Origin of the sequence: Streptomyces bicolor (assembly GCF_000719285.1) — a bacterium.
In the GTDB taxonomy this organism is placed as follows: Bacteria; Actinomycetota; Actinomycetes; order Streptomycetales; family Streptomycetaceae; genus Streptomyces; species Streptomyces bicolor.
In genome coordinates this window covers 35,284-48,996 of record NZ_JOFS01000048.1, presented here as the reverse complement: position 1 = coordinate 48,996, position 13,713 = coordinate 35,284, and the positions used below count along the sequence as shown (strand labels likewise).

Below are 13,713 nucleotides of genomic sequence, written 5' to 3'. Positions count from 1 at the left end.
GGCGGGTCATATCGGCGGGTGGTGTGGGTCAGACCGGGCGGCACTCATCGGAGTTCCGCGCTTCCGAGCAGAGGCCGTGGCCGTGCTCGCGCAGGATGTCCCGGCCGCTCTGCTGGGTGAGGAAGTTCAGGAAGGCGGCCGGGACCGGGCCGTAGGTGTAGGCGAACTCGGTCTGCCAGTAGGGATAGTTGGTGTCCTCGACGCCTTCCGCCGTCGATTCCTTGCCGTCGATCTTCAGCTTGACGAGCTTGTCGGCGGCCTGGTGGGCCTCGACTCCGGCGGCCTCGCTGTAGCCGATGGCACCGGGGGTCGAGGCGGTCCTGTCCAGCATGGCGTCCGTGCTGCTGACCTCGCAGCGACCGTACTGTTTCTCGCTGAGGGCCGCGCAGTCGGTCTCCGTGAACTGGGGCGGTTCCTTGCCGGCCAGGACCTTGGCGCCGAGGGTTTTGCGGGTGCCCGAGCCGGGTTCGCGGTTGACCAGGTGGACGGGCACCTTGTTGCCGCCGACCTCGGACCAGTTCTGGACCCGGCCGGCGAAGATGTCGCGGACCTGGGCCAGGCTCAGGTTCTCCACGTTCGCGTCCTTGTTGACGACGAGTGTGAACACGGAGAAGGCGATGGGCTTGGGTATCAGGTTGGGGTGACCGTCGGCGGCGAGGCCGTCGGTGAAGGCGATGTGGTCGCCGAGGCCCTCGCCGACCTGGATCCCGGCGTCCCGGCCGGCCTTGTCCACGTCGGTGACACCGTCGGTGCTGCCCCGGAAGGTGTCGTCCGCGAGGGGGATGCGCACATCGGCCCCGTCGCACCTCTTGAGGTAGTCGCGGGCGGCGGCCTCGACGGCGGGCGCGAAGGCGGTGGAGCCGTGCAGGTACAGGGTGCCGCCGACGCAGTCCAGCGGGGGCCGCCGGTCCTCGCGGAGGAACAGCGTGAAGCAGGCCTGGACGACGACGGCCGCGATCAGGATCCACATGGCCCACCAGGCGGGCCGGGAGGCGAAGACATGGCTCTCGGTCCTGGTCGCCTTCAGCCGGAGGAACCGCACCAGCGGGTCGTACCAGCGGTCGTGCCCGTCGGTGCCCTGGACGTCCGGGTCCGGGAAGGGGTCCCTGCTGTCGTCCTCGGGCCAGCGTTCCAGCACGACGAGCACCTTGTACTCGGCACCTCGGGGCAGCGTCACCTTCGGCAGCCGGATGGTGCCCGTGCGGTCCCTGGCGTTGTTGTTGCGTCGGAAGCCCGGTTTGGCGACGACACGGACGTTGTCGCCCTCCGTCACCTCCTCGAAGAAGAAGTCGCGCAGCGCGTTGTTGCTCGGATCGGTGAGGACCACGGCCGCGACCCGGCGGTTGCGGAAGGTGACCTTGATGCCGTAGGGATCGGCGGGGTCGGCCAGATAGTCCTCGGAGACGATCTTGGCGGATCCGGCGTTCTCGATCCGCAGCAGGACGAACGAGGGGTCCTTGAGCTGGTGGCCGTCGTGCCGCATGTCCCCCAGCACGTCGGCGTACGGCTTGTCGGCCGCGTCCGCCGCGAGGGTGTCCATCTGCACGCGGTAGCCGAGCCGCTTGCGGCCGACGATGGCGAACTCCCACAGGAACGCCGCGACCGGGAACGCGAGACTCAGGATCGCGACCCACTGCTCGACCTGTTCGCTCACCGCCGGGACCCCCGAATTCCCTTGGCCGTGAAGTAGTTGACAGGGAGCCCAGGGTGACCAGTGGGTGCGGGGTGCTGCCAGTGGTGCCGGAATCCTCCGGATGATGTTCATCCGGGGGTCATTTGTGAAACGTTCTGTTCGCCGGTCGAGTGGCGTTCCGGGCGACCGACGCACCCCCCGCCCCGTTGCCCACCCGCTAACGTGGGCAGGATGAGCGACCCGGCTACACCGCCCCGTTCCCTCGCGGAAGCGCTCCGCGCACGGGACGACGCCTCGCTGGCCCTGCTCCTGCGCAGCCGGCCCGACCTCATCACGCCCGTCCCGACCGACCTCACTCAGCTGGCGACCCGCGCCGGCACCCGGGCCTCCGTCGTGCGCGCCCTGGAGCGGCTGGACCGTTTCGCGCTGCAGACGGCGGAGGCGCTGGCGGTGGCGGCGGACCCGGCGACGTACGACGAGCTGCTCGGCCTGATGGCCGGCGACGAGGGCGACCCGGCCGTGGCGGGCGCCCTGCCGCACGCCCTCGGCACCCTGCGCGACCAGGCCCTGGTGTGGGGCGGCGACGACCGGCTGCGCCTCGTCCGCACGGCACGCGAACTGCTGGCTCCCGCGCCGCAGCATCCGTCACCGACGGGGCTCGGGCCGACCGTGCAGGAGGCCACCGCGGGCATGTCCCCGGGCCGTATCCAGGAGATCGTCACGACGGCCGGGCTGCCCTCGACGCACGACGCCGTGTCCGCCGTGGCCTCGCTCACCGCCCTGTTCAGCGACCGGCGACGCATGAGGGCCCTGCTCGCCGACGCCCCGGAGGAGTCCCTGGAGGTCCTCTCCCGTCTGCTCTGGGGGCCGCCGTACGGCCAGGTCACCGCCGACCCGGCGCCGCGCCTGCGCTGGCTCCTGGACCGCGGCCTCCTGCTGCCCACGACGCCCGGCACGGTCGTACTCCCCCGCGAGGTGGCCCTGCACCTGCGCGCGGGCCGCGCGCACCGCGCCACCGAGCCGTTGCCGCCGTCCATCGAGGCGGCCTCGACGCACAGTCCCCAGGTTGTGGACGCGACGGCGGCCGGACAGGCCTACACGGCGCTGGCGACCGTCGAGGAACTGCTGAAGGACTGGGACGAGGGCGGGCCGGCCGTGCTGCGGGCCGGCGGGCTCAGCGTGCGCGACCTCAAGCGGACCGCCGTCGCCCTGGACGTGGCCGAGCCCGTCGCCGCGTTCTGGGTCGAGCTGGCCTACGCCGCCGGGCTGCTGGCCTCCGACGGCGAGGCCGACGAGCGGTACGCGGCGACGCCCGCCTACGACGAGTGGCTGGAGCAGCCCCCCGCGCAGCGCTGGGCCCGGCTGGCGCAGGCGTGGCTGACGGCGACGCGTACGGCAGGGCTCGTCGGAGGGCGGGACGCCAAGGACCGTACGTTGTCCACGCTCGGCCCTGGCCTCGACCGCTCCGCCGCGCCGGAGGTACGGCACCGGGTGCTCAGCCTGCTCGCCGGCCTCCCGGAGGGGCAGTCCCCGTCCGCCGAGTCGGTGCTGGCGCGGCTGCGCTGGGAGCGTCCGCTGCGCGGCCCCCAGCAGGACGACGACCTGCGCGGCCGGCTCGCCCGGTGGGCACTGAGCGAGGCGGAGATGCTGGGCGTCACGGGGCGGGGGGCGCTGTCGGGGCATGGGCGGGCGTTGCTGGGGGCGCGGCTGCCGGAGCACACGTCCGAAGGGCCGGTCGGTCCCGGTGACAAGCTCCCCGTGCATCACCGCCCGGCTCCGGCCGCCGAGCCCCTCTCCCCCACCGAGCAGGCCGTCGCCACCGCTGCCGCCGCCCGCCTGCTCAGCCCGCTCCTGCCCGAGCCGCTCGACCACGTCCTGCTCCAGGCCGACCTCACGGCCGTGGCGCCCGGGCCGCTGCGGCGGCCGCTCGCCGACATGCTGGACGTGCTCGCGGACGTGGAGTCGAAGGGCGGGGCGACGGTGTACCGGTTCACGCCCGGCTCGGTGCGCCGCGCCCTGGACGCCGGGCGCAGCGCCTCCGATCTGCACGCCTTCCTCGCCGAGCACTCGCGGACGCCGGTGCCGCAGCCGCTGGCGTATCTGATCGACGACGTGGCCCGTAAGCACGGTCATCTGCGGGTGGGCGCCGCTTCGGCGTACGTCCGCTGCGACGACGACGCGATGCTGAACGAGATCCTCGCCGACAAGCGGGCCGCGGGTCTGCGCCTGCGCCGGCTGGCGCCGACGGTGCTCGCCGCCCAGGCCGATCCGGCCACGCTGCTGGAGGGCCTGCGCGCGATGGGCTTCGCGCCGGCCGCCGAGTCGGCCGAGGGCGACGTCCTGATCACCCGCGCCGACGCCCACCGCACCCCGCCGCGCACGGCCCCCGAACCGGTCCCGGACGGCCCGCCGACGCCGGACGCCACGCTGCTGACGGCCGCGATCCGCGCCATCCGCGCGGGCGACGTCGCCTCCACGACCCCGCGCAAGCCCAGCGCGAGCGCCCCCGCGGTGACCGGCGGTGAGCTGCCCCGGACGACCTCCGCCGAGACCCTCGCCACCATGCAGGCCGCCGTCCTGACCGGCGAGGCGCTGTGGATCGGGTACGTCAACGCCGAGGGCGCCGCGAGTCAGCGGGTGATCGCGCCGGTGCGGGTCGAGGGCGGGTTCGTGACGGCGTACGACCACACCGCGGACGAGGTGCGGACGTATCCGTTGCACCGGATCACGGGAGTGGCGGAGCTGGCGGACGACCAGATCTGAGGTCCCACCCGTTCGGGTGTGCGCGGCATTTCATGCACGCCACGCCGGGCCCGTCCCACTCTTGAGGGAGCTTGCCGGGGCTTCCGCATCTCCTCGCGTCGCGCAGGGCAGCCACCCGATGTCCTGATCACGCTCAAGTGAGCGCAACAGAGAGGTAGTTGTTCCATGCGCACTGCGCGTCGCATCGCCACCGTGCTGACCGCCACCGCCGCCATGATCGGCGCCTTCGCCTCCCAGGCCGCGGCGATCGGCATCGACATCGCCGGGTTCCTCGTCGAGACGCCGCCGGTCTGACGCGAGCCGGCTCATCGCAGCGGGCCGGCCCCCGTCCCCGGGGTCCGGCCCGTCCGGCTCACCACCGTTCCCGTCCCGGCTTCAGAAAGGTCCGCAAGCACTCATGCGCCCCACCCCGACCCGCCTCGCCACCGTCGCCGCCGCCCTCCTCCTCGGCGTACTGGCCGCCGCGGCCCCCGCCTCCGCCCTGCCCCTGCCCCTTCCGGCCGCCGGGTCCGGAGGCGAGCCGATCGTCAACATCGACGGGCACCTGTTCGCCCAGCCGCTGGTCAACAACCTCAATCTGCCCACGCTGAAGTAGCCCGCCGCATCCGGTAGCTGTCCCCGTCGATCCGTACGACCTCGGCGTGGTGGGCCAGCCGGTCCACCATCGCCAGTGCGGCGGGGCCGCCGAAGATCTCGTCCCAGCGGTCGAGCGGCCGGTCGCCGGTCACGATCAGCGAGGCCCGTTCGTAGCGGTGGGCGACCAGCTGGAAGAAGAGGGCCGTGGTGTCCGCGTCGAAGGGGGTGTAGCCGACCTCGTCGACGATCAGCACCGCGTGCTCGTCGAGCGCGGCCAGCTCCTCGGCGAGCCGCCCGGCGTCCCGGGCACCGGCCAGCCGGCCGGCCCACTCCTCGGCGGTCGCGAACAGCACCGAGTGGCCGGCCTGCCAGGCGCGCACGCCGAGGCCGACGGCCAGATGCGTCTTGCCGGTGCCGGGCGGGCCGACGAAGACCACGTTGCGGCGGGCGGCGACGAAGTCCAGCTTGCCGAGCCGGGCCACGGCCTCCCGGTCGAAGGAGCGCGGGTGCTCGGAGTCGAAGTCCTCCAGCAGCTTCCGGGCTGGGAAACCGGCGGCGCGCAACCGTTCCTCGGCGCTCGGCTCGTCCTCACGCGTGGTGACCTGGGCCGGGATGAAGGCCTTCTCGGCGGGCTCGTCGGGAGCGTGTTCGCGGTGCGTGTGCCGGTCTCCGCGCTCGGCGTGCGCGGCCATCGGCCCCGACATGTACGCCAGGATCGCCGCCGAGGCGATGAACGCCATGTGGATCACCGTGCCCCACAGCAGCGAGTGGCGCGAGGTGTGGTGGACGTCCACGAACATCTGGAGCAGATGGACCGAGGAGATGCCCACGATGGCGGTGGCGAGCTTGACCTTCAGCACGTTGGAGTTCACGTGCGAGAGCCATTCGGGCTGGTCGCGGTGGCCCTGCAGGCCGATGCGGGAGACGAACGTCTCGTAGCCGCCGACGATCACCATGATCAGCAGATTGGCGATCATCACGACGTCGACGAGCTTCAGCACGGCGAGCATGACGTACGTCTCGGTCGCCTGCCCGGTCACGCACCGGAGCACTAACGTCCACAGCTCGTTGAAGAACTTGTATACGTACACCCCCTGTGCGGCCACGAGGCCGAAGTAGAGCGGGGCCTGCAGCCAGCGGGTGGCGAACAGGGCGTACCCGAGGGTGGTGGTGGTCGGTGACGGATCACGAGTGATGGCCTGCACGGTGGGCATTCTTCGCAGCCGCCGCCGTACAGGTGAAACCGCGCCACTCACACGAATGAAAAGACATCCTGTAGGACTCCGGGGACGATCAGGCACACTGGACGTTTGGCCGAGTGGTCGAGCGGAAGGGCTGACGCGCGTGAACGGACCACTGATCGTCCAGTCGGACAAGACACTGCTCCTGGAGGTCGACCACGAGCAGGCAGACGACTGCCGTCGGGCGATCGCGGCGTTCGCGGAACTGGAGCGGGCGCCGGAGCACATCCACACCTACCGGGTGACGCCGCTGGGCCTGTGGAACGCGCGCGCGGCCGGGCACGACGCCGAGCAGGTCGTGGACGCGCTGGTGACGTACAGCCGCTACCCGGTGCCGCACGCGCTGCTGGTCGACATCGCCGACACGATGGACCGGTACGGCCGCCTGACGCTCTCCAAGCACCCCGCGCACGGCCTCGTCCTCACCACCACCGACCGGCCGGTCCTGGAGGAGGTGCTGCGCTCGAAGCGGATCGCTCCGCTCGTCGGCAACCGCATCGACCCGGACACCGTCGCCGTGCACCCCTCCGAGCGCGGGCAGATCAAGCAGACGCTGCTGAAGCTGGGCTGGCCGGCCGAGGACCTCGCCGGGTACGTCGACGGCGAGGCGCACCCGATCGAGCTGGCCGAGGACGGCTGGGCGCTCAGGCCGTACCAGAAGCAGGCTGTCGAGAACTTCTGGCACGGCGGCAGCGGGGTCGTCGTCCTGCCCTGCGGTGCCGGGAAGACCCTCGTCGGCGCCGGGTCCATGGCGCAGGCGAAGTCGACCACGCTGATCCTCGTCACGAACACCGTCTCGGCCCGGCAGTGGAAGCACGAGCTGGTGAAGCGGACATCGCTCACCGAGGAGGAGATCGGCGAGTACAGCGGGACGCGCAAGGAGATCCGCCCCGTCACCATCGCCACGTACCAGGTGCTGACGACGAAGCGGAAGGGCGTCTATCCGCACCTGGAGCTCTTCGACTCCCGGGACTGGGGACTCATCGTCTACGACGAGGTGCATCTGCTGCCCGCGCCCGTCTTCAAGTTCACCGCCGATCTCCAGGCCCGGCGCCGGCTCGGACTGACCGCGACCCTCGTCCGGGAGGACGGGCGTGAGTCGGACGTGTTCTCGCTGATCGGCCCGAAGCGGTTCGACGCGCCGTGGAAGGAGATCGAGGCGCAGGGGTACATCGCGCCCGCCGACTGCGTCGAGGTCCGCGTCAATCTCACCGACGCCGAGCGGCTCGCGTACGCCACCGCCGAGCAGGAGGAGAAGTACCGGTTCTGCGCGACGACCGACACCAAGCGCAAGGTCACCGAGGCCATCGTCCGCAAGTTCGCCGGGCAGCAGATCCTGGTGATCGGCCAGTACATCGACCAGCTCGACGAACTGGGCGAGCACCTGAACGCCCCGGTCATCAAGGGCGAGACCTCCAACGCCCAGCGCGAGAAGCTCTTCGACGCCTTCCGCGAGGGCGAGATCAGCGTGCTCGTCGTGTCCAAGGTCGCCAACTTCTCCATCGACCTGCCGGAGGCCACGGTCGCCATCCAGGTCTCGGGCACCTTCGGGTCGCGGCAGGAGGAGGCGCAGCGGCTGGGGCGGGTGCTGCGGCCGAAGGCCGACGGCCACCAGGCCCACTTCTACTCGGTCGTCGCCCGCGACACGATCGACCAGGACTTCGCCGCCCACCGCCAGCGCTTCCTGGCTGAGCAGGGATACGCGTACCGGATCGTGGACGCCGACGAGATCCTCGCGGGGGAGTAGGCGGCCAGGAGGGCGAGGGCCAGGACCGGGTAGGGCGACGCCAACGGCTGCTGCCACCAGGGCAGTCGGAGGTCCAGGTCGCCCTCGTGCGGGAGCAGCCACATCGTGCGGGCCGTGAAGAGCGCGACGACCGCGCAAGCCAGTCGCGTACGGCCGTCCGCCAGGAGTACGGCGATCAGCGGGACGCACCACACCCAGTGATGCGACCAGCTGATCGGCGAGATCAGCAGCGCGGTGAACGCCGTGAGCACAATGGCGTGGCGCTCGTCGGTGACCCGTGCGGTCAGCCAGAGGCCCGTGAGCGCGATCGCCGCGCAGGGCAGGGCCCAGGCCAGGACGCCCGGCGCCGGATCGCCCAGGGCCCGGGCGATCAGCCCCCGCAGGGACTGGTTGTCGATGATCCAGACCTTGCCCACGCGGTCCGTCTCGTAGAGGCGGCGGGTCCAGAAGTCGAGGCTCGCCGAGGGCAGGGCGAGGGCGCCGAGCGCGACCGTCCCCACGAAGGCCGCGGTCGCCGCGCCCGCCTCCCGTGGGCGCCCGCGCAGCAGCAGGTACCCGATGAAGATCACCGGGGTGAGCTTGATCCCGGCGGCGACACCGACGGCCGTGCCCTTGCCGCGCGCGCCCGGCGGCCGGGTCAGGTCCCACAGGACCAGGCAGGCCAGGGCGAGGTTGATCTGGCCGAACAGGACGGTCTGGAAGACCGGTTCCAGCCACAGGGCCAGGGCCGTGGTGGCGCAGAAGACCGGGAGGCGGAGGGTCAGGTCGGCCAGGCGCGCGCAGAGGTGGACGAGGGCGGCGAGCAGGAGCGCGTTGCCCGCCAGGAAGACCGCCTTGAGGGCGGCGACGGGGACCAGCGCCGTCGGCACGAAGAGGAGTGCCGCGAAGGGCGGATAGGTGGCGGGGAGGTGCCACTCGGTGACCGTGAAGCCGTAGAGGTCGGCGCCGCCGCGCAGGACCGCCCGTCCTTCGGCCCGGTAGACCAGCGCGTCGGCCATCGGGAGGTGCTGGTGGAGGCAGAGGGCCGTGAAACACGTGACGGAGAGGGCGGAAACGGCGAGAAGGGCGAGATCGGCGGGATTGGTTGCGGAATGTGATCGGCGGGTCACCCGGTGACCCTAGACGGTTACTTGTGGCGGACGCCCGCTTCCTCGCCGTACTCACCGAGGATGATCACGTCGAAGGCCGCACCTGCGAACACCCTGACGGCACGCAGGGCTTCGCCGAGGCGATGGCGATGCTTGCTCCCCTGGAGCGCTGTCGCTCCTCGGGGGCCCATGGGGGCTGGGTGGATGGTTGCTGCGCTCATGTCTCCATGATGGATTCGCAGGCACGAAGTACGCATCGGTCTGCGGTGCCAAGCCCCGGATTCCCCCGTACGCCTCCGGACGTACCCCCTACCCCCAGGGGGAGGGCCGCGTCCCCTAGGGGTCGCACAAGGGGTGGAAAATCCGTTGGCATCCGAGGAGGGCACTCACCTAAAATCTCCGCTCTTGCCCGCCTCCGTTCACGGAGCGCCGCCGCCCGGACGGAAACCGGTCGGCACATCGCAGCGCCACCCGTCTCTCTCGCAGGCCCTCCGGAGGCACCGCCTTGTCCACGCCCGTCGACGACCCACTCGACCCCCTCGACCCGCTCTCCCGAGAGCGCTCCCACCTCGCCGAGTCCCGCGCCGCCCTGCGTGCCATGCGCGAGGACGTCGAGTCCCTCGACATCAGCGACGTCACCGCGAACTGGGTCAACGCCGAAGTCCTCGCCCACCAGATCGACGAGCGCATCAAGGCGCTGGCCGACCTCAGCGACACCCCGCTGTTCTTCGGCCGGCTCGACTATCTGCACGCTCCCGGGGCCGAGGGGGCGGAAGGCGCGGAGGGCGAGCGCTTCTACATCGGGCGTCGGCACGTGCACGACGCCGAGGGCGACCCGATGGTCATCGACTGGCGGGCGCCGGTGTCCCAGCCGTTCTACCGGGCGTCCAAGAAGGACCCGATGGACATCGCGCTGCGCCGCCGCTTCGGTTACACGGGCGGCGATCTGACGGCGTACGAGGACGAGCACCTGTCCGACCCGGCCGAGGCCGCCCGCACCAGCAAGCTGCTCCAGCAGGAGATCGAGCGCCCGCGCGTCGGCCCGATGCGGGACATCGTGGCGACCATCCAGCCCGAGCAGGACGAGATCGTACGGTCCGGGCTCGGCGGCACCGTGTGTGTGCAGGGCGGCCCCGGCACCGGGAAGACGGCGGTGGGCCTGCACCGGGTGGCGTATCTGCTGTACGCCCACCGCGAGCGGCTCGCCCGCACCGGCACGCTCGTCATCGGGCCGAACAAGTCCTTCCTGCACTACATCGAGCAGGTGCTCCCGGCGCTGGGCGAGTTGACGGTCCGCCAGGCCACGGTGGACGACCTGGTCGCCCATGTGGAGGTGCGCGGCACCGACGACGCGGCGGCCGCGGTGATCAAGGGAGACGCGAGAATGGCGGAGGTGCTACGGCGGGCCGTCTACTCGCATGTGACCATGCCGACGGAGGCGGTGGTCGTGGTACGGGGATCACGTCGCTGGCGCGTCCCGGCATACGAACTCGAGGAGATCGCCCGCGAGTTGCTCGCCCGCGACATCCGCTACGGCGCCGCCCGCGAGGCCCTTCCGCAGCGCATCGCGCACGCAGTGCTGGTGCAGATGGAGCGGTCGGGCGAGGCGCCGGACGACCGGGTGCAGGACGCGGTGGCCCGCAACAGCGCGGTGAAGGCGGCCGTCAAGGAGATCTGGCCGCCGGTCGACCCGGCGAAACTGGTGCTGCGCCTGCTCGCCGACGCCGACTTCCTGGCCGAGCACGCGGCCGGGATCCTCGACGAGGACGAGCAGAAGACGATCCTGTGGGCGAAGCCGGCGCGGTCGGTGAAGTCCGCCAAGTGGTCGGCCGCGGACGCGGTGCTGATCGATGAAGCTGCCGACCTCCTCTCCCGCACCCCGTCCCTCGGCCATGTCGTCATCGACGAGGCGCAGGACCTCTCCCCCATGCAGTACCGGGCGGTTGGCCGCCGCTGCACGACCGGTTCGGCGACGGTCCTCGGCGACCTGGCGCAGGGCACGACGCCCTGGGCGACCCGGAGCTGGGACGAGGCGCTGGCCCACCTCGGCAAGTCGGACGGCGTCATCGAGGAACTCACGGCCGGCTTCCGCGTCCCGACCGACGTCATCACCTACGCCTCCCGCCTCCTGCCGTACATCGCCCCGGGCCTGACGCCGGTGGCGTCGATCCGTGAGAACCCCGGGTTCTTCGAGGTGCGTTCGGCGGCGGACACGGGTGAAGTCGTCGCCGCCTGCCGGGAGTTGCTGGAGAACGAGGGGTCGGTGGGCCTGATCGCCGCCGACGCGCGGATTCCGGCACTGTCGGAGGCGCTCGGGGCGGAGGGCATCGGCTACTTGGGCCCCGGTGAGGAGACGACGGAACGGACCCGCCTGACGCTGGTCCCGGCATCGCTCGCGAAAGGCCTGGAGTACGACTATGTCGTACTGGACGAGCCCCGGGCGGTGGTGGACGGCGAGCCGGACGAGCGGACGGGACTGCGGCGGTTGTACGTGGCGCTGACACGAGCGGTGTCGGGGTTGATCGTCGTGCACGGGGCGCCGCTGCCGGCTCAACTGGGAGGCTGACGGGACGCCTTGCGATGGGCGCTACCAGGCGTCGTACGCCACATCCAGGTACAGATAGCGGACCACGGCGAGCACCGACAGGCCGAGCGGCACCAGGTACCACCCCCGCCTGAGCCATCCGGCGGCAACGGTCGGCCAGGTGAGCAGCAGGGCGAGCCCTCCGGTGCAGGCGCCGAGGAGGGCGCAGGTGCCCGCGCTGTCCAGGGTGTCGCGGTCCAGGCGGTACTGCGGCATGAAGTAGTAGGCCAGGCCCACCAGGCACAGCGCCAGGCCGTTGAGCGCCACCAGGACGGTGGCGCTCGCCCTCGCACGTCTCCTCACCGCAGTGCCCGCCCCGCTTCGCCGCGGTGCCTCTCGAAGTCGTCGGCGTACGCCTGTGCCTGCTCGCTCTGGTAGTACGGGCCGCCGTTGTAGCGTGCGGCCAGCTCGCGGTACTGGGCCGCCGTCATCCGATCGGCCGGTACATCGGCGAACTCGCTCTCCGCCTTCAGGTTCGCCAGGTACTTCGAGGCGATGAACAGGTTCTGCGCCGGGTCCTTCAGCGCCCCGCGGATCTCGTCGCGCTGGTCCTCGTTCAGCCGGTCCGGATCGTAGCCCAGCACTTCCGCCGCGCGCCGGATCTGTACTGCCATGGGCCCGTACGAGGTGTTGTCCCGGTCGCCCGCCAGCGGTCCCGGCAGGTTGTCGGGAATGACGGGGCTCGCCCATCCCTCGGCCGCCTCCCGGGCGGTCTCCGTGAGGCTGTCCAGGACATACGGCTTGCCGCCGATCTCCTTCCACGCGATCCCGGCGACCATGTCCGGGGGCAGGCCGGTCTGCTGTGCCGCCGCGTTGATCAGCTCCTTGTTGTTGCCGATCCACCGTTCGCGGCCGCCGAACTCGTCCAGCAGCCAGAGGCTGTCGCCCTCCGGCAGGCTCTTGAGCTGGTTGCGGATGTCCTGGAGTGCGGGAGAGACGCGCGCGTCGCCGGCGCCGGGGAACGGGTTCTTGCGCAGGTCGCCGCCCGGCAGCCGGGTGTCGCCGTCGATGCGGGCGGCCTGTGCCGCCTCCTCGATCATCGGGGCGATCCAGCCGATGACGTCCTGACCGTCCTTGAAGTCACCGCCCCGGAAGTCCGGCAGGTCGGCGTACGCCGTCCGCAGCCGGCCCAGGCAGTCCCGGCGTGCGTTCTCCTCGATGCTCCGGGCGCGGGCGAAGGCCGCCTCCGCCGCGCCGTACTCGCGCTCGGCGTCCTTCCGGATGGCGTCCGCGTCCACCCCGATCTCGGCGATCCAGTCGAGGAACCCCGTGGTCTCACGGATGTCCTCCCACCGCCGCATCGGCTCGGCGGCCTGCGCGGTACGCGTGACGGCCGTCGCCACCGAGGCGACCAGCTGGTCCAGGCGTGTCTCGTGCTGGATGCCGGTCTCCAGGTGCTGTTTGGCGTCCGCCACCGCGTCCGCGTATCCGAGCAGCGCGCCTCGCGCCTTCCCGAATCCGTCGGACAGCCCTCGGACCAGCGAGGCGACCTGCACCAACCGCTCGTCGTAGGACTCCCGGTGCACGCTCTCCCACCGGGTGCCGTCCTTCGCCCGTTTCACCGGGTCCTCGACGGAGTCCAGCAAGTCGCGCATGCGGGTGAACTCCTGGGCGTTGCGCTCGATCAGCGCGGGGTTGCAGTCCTCCAGGAACTCCACATCGGCGTGGTACGTCGTCATGGCGGTCTCGGTCACCGGTCCTTCGGGGCCACGTATCGGCCGTCGGCGAGAATGCGGTCCAGATCGGCCTGGACCGTTCCGTTCACCTGTACATACGCCGAACCCGTGGCGCGCAGTTTCGTGGACAGCGCGGTCAGCAGGGTCACCAGGTCCTGATACTGGTCGTCCGCGAAGCGCGCGAACTCCTCGACCTTCCGGCCGACTTCGGGATGCGAGCGGGGTGAGCGCGCCATCGTGCCGGCGTCTCCGTCGAGGCGGCCCGCGTGGAGCAGGGACGCCATCTCGAGCAACAGATGCGCACTGCCGTCGATCGACGGGGTTTCAGCCGAGAAGCCACTTGTCATACGCAAATAGTGACAAGTTCATGCCACGCCCGTCCAGGCCGGGAGCGGACGTACGGCC

The 13,713-nt window shown here is 71.4% G+C and carries 11 protein-coding genes and 1 pseudogene; 5 read left to right on the top strand and 7 right to left on the bottom strand.

The window, feature by feature from the left end:
• Positions 1–28: 28 nt before the first annotated feature.
• Positions 29–1,654 carry a substrate-binding domain-containing protein gene (locus IF78_RS0139040; protein ID WP_031478861.1) on the bottom strand — a complete coding sequence of 542 codons (1,626 nt, stop codon included), beginning with the start codon at positions 1,652–1,654 and terminating at the stop codon, positions 29–31.
• A gap of 210 nt (positions 1,655–1,864) precedes the next feature.
• Here IF78_RS0139040 and IF78_RS0139035 point away from each other — a divergent pair, with 210 nt between their 5' ends.
• From IF78_RS0139035 to IF78_RS0139025, 3 genes are all read left to right on the top strand, one after another.
• Positions 1,865–4,396 (top strand): helicase C-terminal domain-containing protein, encoded by a 2,532-nt coding sequence (locus tag IF78_RS0139035; protein WP_031478862.1) that lies wholly within the window; start codon positions 1,865–1,867, stop codon positions 4,394–4,396.
• Between the two features lie 165 nt (positions 4,397–4,561).
• Complete coding sequence (locus tag IF78_RS50545) at positions 4,562–4,690, top strand: hypothetical protein (protein ID WP_267882946.1); 129 nt, start codon at positions 4,562–4,564, stop codon at positions 4,688–4,690.
• A gap of 103 nt (positions 4,691–4,793) precedes the next feature.
• The gene (locus IF78_RS0139025) at positions 4,794–4,991 is read left to right on the top strand and encodes a hypothetical protein (RefSeq protein WP_031478863.1); all 198 of its coding nucleotides are present in this window, start codon (positions 4,794–4,796) and stop codon (positions 4,989–4,991) included.
• On the opposite strand, the gene istB is transcribed toward IF78_RS0139025, so the two are convergent.
• Positions 4,969–6,186 carry an IS21-like element helper ATPase IstB gene (istB, locus tag IF78_RS50540; RefSeq protein ID WP_031478864.1) on the bottom strand — a complete coding sequence of 406 codons (1,218 nt, stop codon included), beginning with the start codon at positions 6,184–6,186 and terminating at the stop codon, positions 4,969–4,971. The two genes, IF78_RS0139025 and istB, sit on opposite strands and share 23 nt — an antisense overlap.
• A gap of 130 nt (positions 6,187–6,316) precedes the next feature.
• On the opposite strand from istB, the gene IF78_RS0139015 reads away from it, so the two are divergent.
• On the top strand, positions 6,317–7,960 hold the full coding sequence (locus tag IF78_RS0139015; RefSeq protein ID WP_031478865.1) for a DNA repair helicase XPB: 1,644 nt from the start codon (positions 6,317–6,319) through the stop codon (positions 7,958–7,960).
• Between the two features lie 275 nt (positions 7,961–8,235).
• On the opposite strand, the pseudogene IF78_RS47020 reads toward IF78_RS0139015, so the two are convergent.
• Together IF78_RS47020 and IF78_RS0139005 are read right to left on the bottom strand one after the other, a co-directional pair.
• Positions 8,236–8,958, bottom strand: a pseudogene (locus IF78_RS47020) (glycosyltransferase 87 family protein); the annotation flags it as partial.
• A 128-nt stretch (positions 8,959–9,086) separates the two neighbouring features.
• Positions 9,087–9,269: a hypothetical protein gene (locus IF78_RS0139005; RefSeq protein ID WP_031478867.1), complete on the bottom strand. Its 183-nt coding sequence runs from the start codon at positions 9,267–9,269 to the stop codon at positions 9,087–9,089.
• A gap of 284 nt (positions 9,270–9,553) precedes the next feature.
• Between IF78_RS0139005 and IF78_RS0139000 the strand changes: the two genes are divergently transcribed.
• Entirely contained in the window at positions 9,554–11,614 is a 2,061-nt protein-coding gene (locus IF78_RS0139000) for a HelD family protein (protein WP_031478868.1), read from the top strand.
• Between the two features lie 21 nt (positions 11,615–11,635).
• Here the strand turns inward: IF78_RS0139000 and IF78_RS0138995 are convergent, their stop codons facing one another.
• From IF78_RS0138995 to IF78_RS0138985, 3 genes are read right to left on the bottom strand one after another with little or no spacing between them, the layout of a single operon-like run.
• The gene (locus IF78_RS0138995; RefSeq protein WP_158751636.1) at positions 11,636–11,935 is read right to left on the bottom strand and encodes a hypothetical protein; all 300 of its coding nucleotides are present in this window, start codon (positions 11,933–11,935) and stop codon (positions 11,636–11,638) included.
• The gene (locus IF78_RS0138990; protein WP_234439763.1) at positions 11,932–13,326 is read right to left on the bottom strand and encodes a hypothetical protein; all 1,395 of its coding nucleotides are present in this window, start codon (positions 13,324–13,326) and stop codon (positions 11,932–11,934) included. Before IF78_RS0138990 ends, IF78_RS0138995 begins: the two co-directional genes overlap by 4 nt.
• Entirely contained in the window at positions 13,323–13,655 is a 333-nt protein-coding gene (locus IF78_RS0138985) for a hypothetical protein (protein WP_031478871.1), read from the bottom strand. Before IF78_RS0138985 ends, IF78_RS0138990 begins: the two co-directional genes overlap by 4 nt.
• Positions 13,656–13,713: the final 58 nt, after the last annotated feature.